We start from the raw sequence: 6,920 nt of genomic DNA on the forward strand, positions 1-6,920 counted from the left end.
CCTACTGGGCGACCAAGATGCGCACCTCGTCCTCGCAGGCCGAAGGCGCCGAGCGCGAGTTTCAGGTGGCGACGCTCGAGTTCATCGGCGAAGACGGCCAGCTGACCGGGGTCAAATGCTGCGAGGTCGACGAAAAGCGCAAGCCGATCGCCGGCAGCGAATTCGTCATTCGTGCCGATCTCGCGTTCATCGCCATCGGCTTTGCCGGGCCAGCCGCTCGCGGGCCGGTGTCGGAACTGGCCGGCCAGATGAAGATCGCCATTGACAGCCGCCGCTCGAAGAATGTCGAGGCCAATGACCGGGACTACAGGACCAGCGTCGAAAAGCTCTATGCGGCGGGCGACGTGCGGCGCGGCCAGTCGCTGGTCGTCTGGGCGATCCGCGAGGGCCGCCAGGCGGCGCGCGCCATCGATGAGGCGCTGATGGGATCGAGCGTGCTGCCGCGCTGAGTCCGTCTCGAGACCCTACTTGTGCGGCCACCTGAAGGCGCTTTCCGCCCTTCCGCTGCCCCGGGCAGCTTACGGACTGATCGCCGTGGTCGTTTCGGTTGTGGCCCCGGCCGCAGGCTGCCGCCTTGGCGGCCAAGAAAAATCGTCGGCGCGGCCGGGCGAAGCAGCGCTGGGTTTAAGTGCTTGGGGTGACACGGCGTGATCTCCGCCGTTGGCGGGAACAGGGCAGTGCAATAGTACTGCCCTGTTCCTTTTGATCAGAGGCCAGTGCGGATTTCTTCGGCAAGCGCCCTCAACGTCGTCTCGACGTCATCGCCGTTTGCCATCTTCTGCATCGCCACGGCCCATGCGTTCATGGCTTCGCCGAAGCCGACACGCGGTGTGAAAGCCAGCGCGGCTTGATCCTGTATCTTTTTGAAGCTGTCAACGAAGTTGTTGAACTCGGGCTGCGAAGCGTACTTAGTCTAGGTATCGTCCTGCCAGGTCGACGTGCGCGGCGGATTGACGAGCTGGCCAGCAAGGGCACCCTTGAGCGCCACCTGCTTGGAGGTGGCCCACGGGATGAACAGCCAGGCCGTGCCCTTCTTTTCGGAAGCCGCGTTCATGGCGAGAGCCCAGATCCAGATGTCAGAATCCAAGCTCGTGGCGCTCGGTGCGTGCAGCGGCGGAGCGAAGGCGATCTTGCCGGATGCCGGCTTCCCCGCAACATCGTTCCAGAAGCCGAACATTTTTGAGTCGATCGTCATCGCGGTGCGGCCGGACGAGATGCCGTCCACGACCTGGTTCCAGTTATCATTGGCGAAGGAAGGAGCCGCGCACTTCTTGATCATGTCCGAATGTAGTCGTATCCAGCATCGGTAAGCTTCGGATCACTCAGGTATTTGTCCAGCAGGCGCCACTCGGAGCGAGGTCCTACGCGGGCTGAATGCCAGTGCCGAACACATCCCATGCTGGCGACTTCGTCGTCAGTTGGATCGTCATCTTGTTCCAGTAAGAATCGTCTGGGTAGAGTTCCGGCGTGACCTTGATGCCGGGTCAGCTTCTCGAACTCCGGAAAGTTGCGCAGCGAGAGCATCCGCATAGGGGTGGATGTCGTAGGCCCAAGTTATGCTGGTCCCTTCGAATTGACGCCAGTTCACGGTGTCGGCAGCGGCCGAATTAGTGAGCGATGCCGAAACGGCAAGAAACGCCAAGTCAAAAGCAAGCTGTTTGCGTAGCGACGCGCACCTGTAACGAGTACGGGGAATGAGCGACCCATGTAATCCTCCCTGGGGCATTTTGCCAATTTTTGGGTCCACTCCTCCATCCCGAGTTTGCTCATAGCCACAATAAGCGGTTTCCAACGACCTCGCTCTGAATGCACCAGGCCAACTGGGTAAAAACGGGTAACCGGCACTTAAAGGCGATGTAGTATCGCCACCAGAAATACTGCTCCGTGGTGCTGGCCTTTGCCTGGGGGCGCAACACGGCAACTACCCGCTCAAAACGGTTGGTCCTCTACCTCTTATTCACCGTCGCTTTCCTCGCGGCCTAACCCGGCCGGAATATCCGTTGCCAGAAAAAGGCCTCGCGGCCGGTTCGAGGCGCATCCCTCCTCCGAAGCAGCACGCTCAAGTATCGTCACAAGCCCCGAGCGCTTCGCGTTCGGCGATGTCCAAATTCCGACAATGTCGGATACAGTCAGATCTACTGGATTGCGTTTGAATGGTTTTCTCATTTGGCACAGTACATGCGGGTCATCCGCAAAACACGTGACCGACCAACAAGAGTTCGCATGATCACCTTACCACAACATACAGCCGCCGCGGAACAATCACTTGGCCCCTGATCGCCCGCCCCGGCACCACAACCGGAGTCATCGATGTTCTGACAGGCTGCCCAAGGATACCTGCTGCAACAGGGCTTGCCCTGGTGACGACCACTCCGGCTCCGCCGGTTACCGACGAGGGCAAAGTGACGGATTTCCTGCTTTTCAACGGCATGGAGGTGGCTGTCATTCCCGACCACCGCGCCGCTCGTCACCGATATGGTCTGGTGCAGGATCGGCAGCGCGGATGAGCCGCCGGGGATATCTGCATGTCTTCGAGCATCTGATGCTCAAGGCGCCTCATGACGAGCACGGCTCCGTCGCCTGGAGAGATTGAACCCAAAGGGAGATTCAGATGTCTGAAGCGAATCAGGAAAAGTTGGACGCATTCTTGGGGAAAATGGTCGGCGATCTCGGTGCGATCGCAACGGGCGCGGGAGTCCTGCTGGGGGACAGACTCGGCCTGTTTAAGGCATTGCGCGAAGGCGGCAAGATGACGGCCGCCGAACTTTCGACACGCACCGGCACCCAGGAACGCCTCGTAAGGGAATGGCTTTCCGGGCAGGCGGCGGCGGGTTACGTCGACTACGATGAAGCGAGCGACAAATTCTATCTCAACGCCGAGCAAGAGCTGGTGTTCGCTGATGAAGACAGCCCGGCCTTCATGGCAGGCGCATTCGAGTTCCTGTCCGCGCTGTGGCTCGATGAAGAAAAGGTGAGGCAGGCATTCCAGTCCGGCAAGGGCGTCGGGTGGCACGATCATAGCGCGTGTCTGTTTCGCGGTACGGAACGGTTCTTCCGTCCAGGCTACAATGCCAATCTGATCGACTCCTGGCTGCCGGCCTTGGAGGGCGTCGTCGAGAAGCTCGAACGCGGCGTGGACGTCGCGGATGTTGGATGCGGTCATGGTGCATCGACCGTGCTCATGGCACAGGCCTTCCCCAATTCGCGCTTCGTCGGCTTCGACTATCATGCCCCCTCGATTGAGCGCGCCCGCAAGGCGGCCGAGGTAGCCGGCGTCGGCGTTAACACGCGGTTCGACGTGGCGGCCGCCAAGAGCTATCCCGGAACGTATGACCTCGTCACATTCTTCGATTGCCTTCACGACATGGGCGACCCGACGGGCGCCGCCACCCATGTCCACGGATCGCTCAAGCCGGACGGCACGTGGATGATCGTCGAGCCGTTCGCGCATGATCATCTGGCGGCGAACCTCAATCCCGTCGGCCGCGTTTACTATGCCGCTTCCACTTTCGTGTGCACGCCCGCATCCGTGTCGCAGGAAGTCGGGCTCGCGCTTGGAGCCCAGGCCGGTGAGGCGAGGCTGCGCAAGGTTGTGACCGGCGGCGGCTTCAAGCGATTGCGTCGCGCCGCGGAGACACCGTTCAACATGGTGCTGGAGGCCCGCCCTTAGCGTGGCCGTCGCCAGAAATTGCAGCTCATCGCATTTGATTGAAGATCACCGCCAAAAATCCGGACGCATCGGGGACATTTTCAAGGCGCCTGGGTTCACGCAGAGGTCGCTGCCGAGTTGTGTGCCAAGAGTCCCATACGTTGCGGCTCAGAAAGGACCCGACGCACGGCTACGAACATGCCCATAGTGATGGCCGCTATAATCACATATGCCCACCATGGCGCGTTCACAAAGCTGGTAAGCCACGTCGCACCGAACGCGCTTACGACAAAAACGAGAGCCTCGATAAAATGACTGAGCCTGTACACATTCAGTCGTCTCATCCTCATACCACCCATCCAAAGACTGAGCTTGTTGCGCTACTGCGACAGAGCCTAACATATTGGAGAGCGCTCACTATTTCTATGCTAAACAGTCTCGCCTGAGTATATGTTTTGAGTCGCTAATTATGGAATTCTGCCAGTCTGCATTTCCCCTGATCTGATGTAGAGCAGCTTCTAAGTGGGAATTAGTCCCCCATCGACCGGATCGGGCGACACGAACATGCGCTGAAGGCTTGGCGGAACGGCTACTGGGACCATGATGCTACTCGAATGCAAGATCGTGTCAGAACGTCCCGGGAAGGCTGCAGGCAGGGGATGTCAGGTCAATCAGCCTATAGATATGATACCGCCCATTCGCTGAGACTTCACGATGGGCATAGGAGGTGGGAATTCGTGCCTTGAGATGGACGCGGCTGTCGGAGCAGGCGAGCACGGCAGCAGCGATGGCCTGAACCTTCGGGCCGCTGACAAAAACGTTCACCACCGCACGCGAGCCGAACCCGTCGAGATACGTCTCGAAAGCATCGAGGTGGGCCATCAGCCCGAAAGCCTGGATGTCGCGAACTTCGCCATCTTCGAGCCGGTGGGTTTCACGTACCTTGGCCACCTGTTGATCGAGCAAAGCATCGATATGCGCATTCTTCTCGCTTCTTGGGACGAGGAGCGAGATCCGTTCCGGACTGACGATATCGATCAATCCGTAGAATACGTCGGCATCTCCTCCGATCCCCACGAGCAGGACTTTCTCTTCGCCCATTCCTCCGCTGCCTTGAAGATGAGGGACGGTGACGTATCGGTCCAAGCCGCTGGAAAAATCCTCTTTGCCGATCGCGTTCCCGTAGATACCTTCGGCGTACCCGAATTCGAGAGACTGAATCGACATTTTCTTGAATGCCACCGCAATCAGCCATTGGATGTAGATTCGCGGCATCGTCGAGCACTCGACGAAAACCTTCCGCAGGCTTCCTTCGTATGAGCCACATGAAGCGGCCATCTGAGTGAGCAGGTGATCGAGGAGATTGATGTTCTTCTGATACTCGATGGAAGGCTCGAGGGTGATCGCAGTCACTTCGACGCCCCATCGGGTACCCATAGCGATGAGCTTTCGCCGGTTTTCTTCGACGGCTGGGACGTTCGCTTCCTTCAGAGCAAAGTCCAGAACCACGATTTTGCCGACCTTCAGGTCAAGATGGTTTTCGAACGCGGCGAAACGCGTTTCCCATCCAAGCGCGACGATCGCGATATCTGCCTCCATCGTTTCGCAGGTACCTGCATCTCTCGCCTTCTCAGTGACGGCCAGATGGCCGAAGACTCGATACTCGACAGTTGAAGCGGTCATTCGAGATCGCTCTCGAAAAGCGAGTGCTGGAATTCGGTCTTGAGTGCGGGCCGCGCGACGAGCTCCTTAAACACCGAGTCGGCCCAGTCTTCTGGGAGCCGATGCCTGGTAAAAAGCAGGTCGACCATCTGCGCCGCAGGGATTGTGTTGATTTCGTACGGGCCGCGATAGGAGAACCCGAAGTAAGGTGCAAATCGCCGATGCAATCTGATCAGCATCTCCTTCGATGCGGGGTCGGCGCGGTCCACCTCAAAGTTGCCGGCGGCGGAGACCTCCCGGATAAACCCATCCCTTTCCGCCCGACGCAGGACCTCGTCCAGTTTTCCGCTGGGTTGCTCCAGTCGGTTCACCAGCGAGCGCATTTCCTTTAGATCAACCCTGAAAATGCCTCTCTCTGTCGTTCCTAGAGCATTTTCTTCGGCAAACTCTGTCTGGAGGCGAGCGGTCAGGTAACCCAACGCCCGCACCATGCGCACGCTCTCTTCTTCGTACGGATGTGAAAGCGCCTGAAGTCCATCAAGCTTCCGTTGAGAGGCGGCGTTCACAGCCTGTCTCTGCTGTTCGAGATGAATCTGTAAATCCGAGTTGATGAATTCCACCAGTTTTCGTGGATCACTGGAACTCGGAACACTGCGGCGGAAGATCTCTCCCATTATATCAAGGAAATCGCGTATACAGACGTCGCTCAATGATGTGATGATCTGGTGCCCTACGTACGGGTAGTCATGCAGACGCAGCATCTGGCACGCTTTCAGAAAAGCCCATCCCTGTTTCCGGGCGATCGACCTCTTCAGATTTGAAGCATCCGCCTTGCTCATGGGCCGGCGCTTGATTTCCGGGTTCATGAGCGCGAGCGCCAGCCCTTCGGCATAAGGGCGCGCTTTTCGATCAAGAAGGAATTGCTGCTGATCCGCCGTCCTCAAATTCACGGAGAGGAATTCACGTGCTGCATCAGCGAGTGCCACAAGCTCTTCTCTGCCCTCGGAATGACCCGATATGATAACCCGCTCGATGATGTCATTGACGGAAAGCCGCCCCAGCCGGTTTTTGAGCGAAAACGCGCTGAGCGCATCGTTGCGCTTGAGATCACTCCGCAGATGGTCAGGAAGCGCATAGTAGAGCCGAAGCGACGACACGTTCTCGCACAGCGTGGCGAACTCCCTCGGATCGACTGAATCAAGATTCTCGACGTCCCGGTCAGCATTCGAGAGCGACTGGCCGGGTATGATCGTCCGGATCGTGTCGTAAAGGCCGCCGATGTAGGCGAGGACCCATTTCACATTGCCGCGCGTCTTCCTCACCAAGGTGTTCAGGAACTGCTGTTGGAGCGGTGTCAGTGCCTCACAGTCGTCAATCAGGATCTTGAAGAAGGGCGCCCTGTCACCGGCGAAAGATGGGCCATTTAAAAGTGGGGTGATCGCGGTCGCGACCTTGTTAATGATCGCGCCAGGGTCTGTCGCTCTGAAGCCGGTCGCTCCCTCATCGGCGGCAAAGAAGAACGCGTTGAAGCATTCGTCGACGTACCGGGTTATCCCACCCCGCAGCTCATCTATGCTGAAGAAGTCGAGACGGGCAGGTTGGGGTATGA

Annotated in this window: 5 protein-coding genes and 1 pseudogene; 3 read left to right on the forward strand and 3 right to left on the reverse strand. The window is 58.5% G+C overall.

Annotation, left to right across the window (positions count from 1 at the left end; translation table 11 throughout):
* Positions 1-449: FAD-dependent oxidoreductase (locus EN749_RS27375; RefSeq protein ID WP_189367732.1), on the forward strand; the 449-nt coding region annotated here is incomplete at its 5' end.
* A 464-nt stretch (positions 450-913) separates the two neighbouring features.
* Here EN749_RS27375 and EN749_RS39070 read toward each other — a convergent pair.
* Positions 914-1,279 carry an extracellular solute-binding protein gene (locus EN749_RS39070; RefSeq protein ID WP_245454714.1) on the reverse strand — a complete coding sequence of 122 codons (366 nt, stop codon included), beginning with the start codon at positions 1,277-1,279 and terminating at the stop codon, positions 914-916.
* Positions 1,280-2,333: 1,054 nt separating this feature from the next.
* Between EN749_RS39070 and EN749_RS27385 the strand changes: the two are divergent.
* Positions 2,334-2,554: pseudogene (locus tag EN749_RS27385) on the forward strand (insulinase family protein); the annotation flags it as partial.
* A gap of 57 nt (positions 2,555-2,611) precedes the next feature.
* Positions 2,612-3,670 (forward strand): class I SAM-dependent methyltransferase, encoded by a 1,059-nt coding sequence (locus EN749_RS27390; protein WP_024504268.1) that lies wholly within the window; start codon positions 2,612-2,614, stop codon positions 3,668-3,670.
* Positions 3,671-4,276: 606 nt separating this feature from the next.
* Here the strand turns inward: EN749_RS27390 and EN749_RS27395 are convergent.
* A complete protein-coding gene (locus tag EN749_RS27395; protein ID WP_126057630.1) occupies positions 4,277-5,332 on the reverse strand; it encodes a hypothetical protein in 1,056 nt (351 codons plus the stop codon).
* The coding region (locus tag EN749_RS37855; RefSeq protein WP_189367733.1) for a hypothetical protein at positions 5,329-6,920 on the reverse strand (1,592 nt) is incomplete at its 5' end. The genes EN749_RS37855 and EN749_RS27395, both read right to left, overlap by 4 nt.

Origin of the sequence: Mesorhizobium sp. M7A.F.Ca.ET.027.02.1.1 (assembly GCF_004022985.1) — a bacterium.
Lineage (GTDB): Bacteria > Pseudomonadota > Alphaproteobacteria > Rhizobiales > Rhizobiaceae > Mesorhizobium.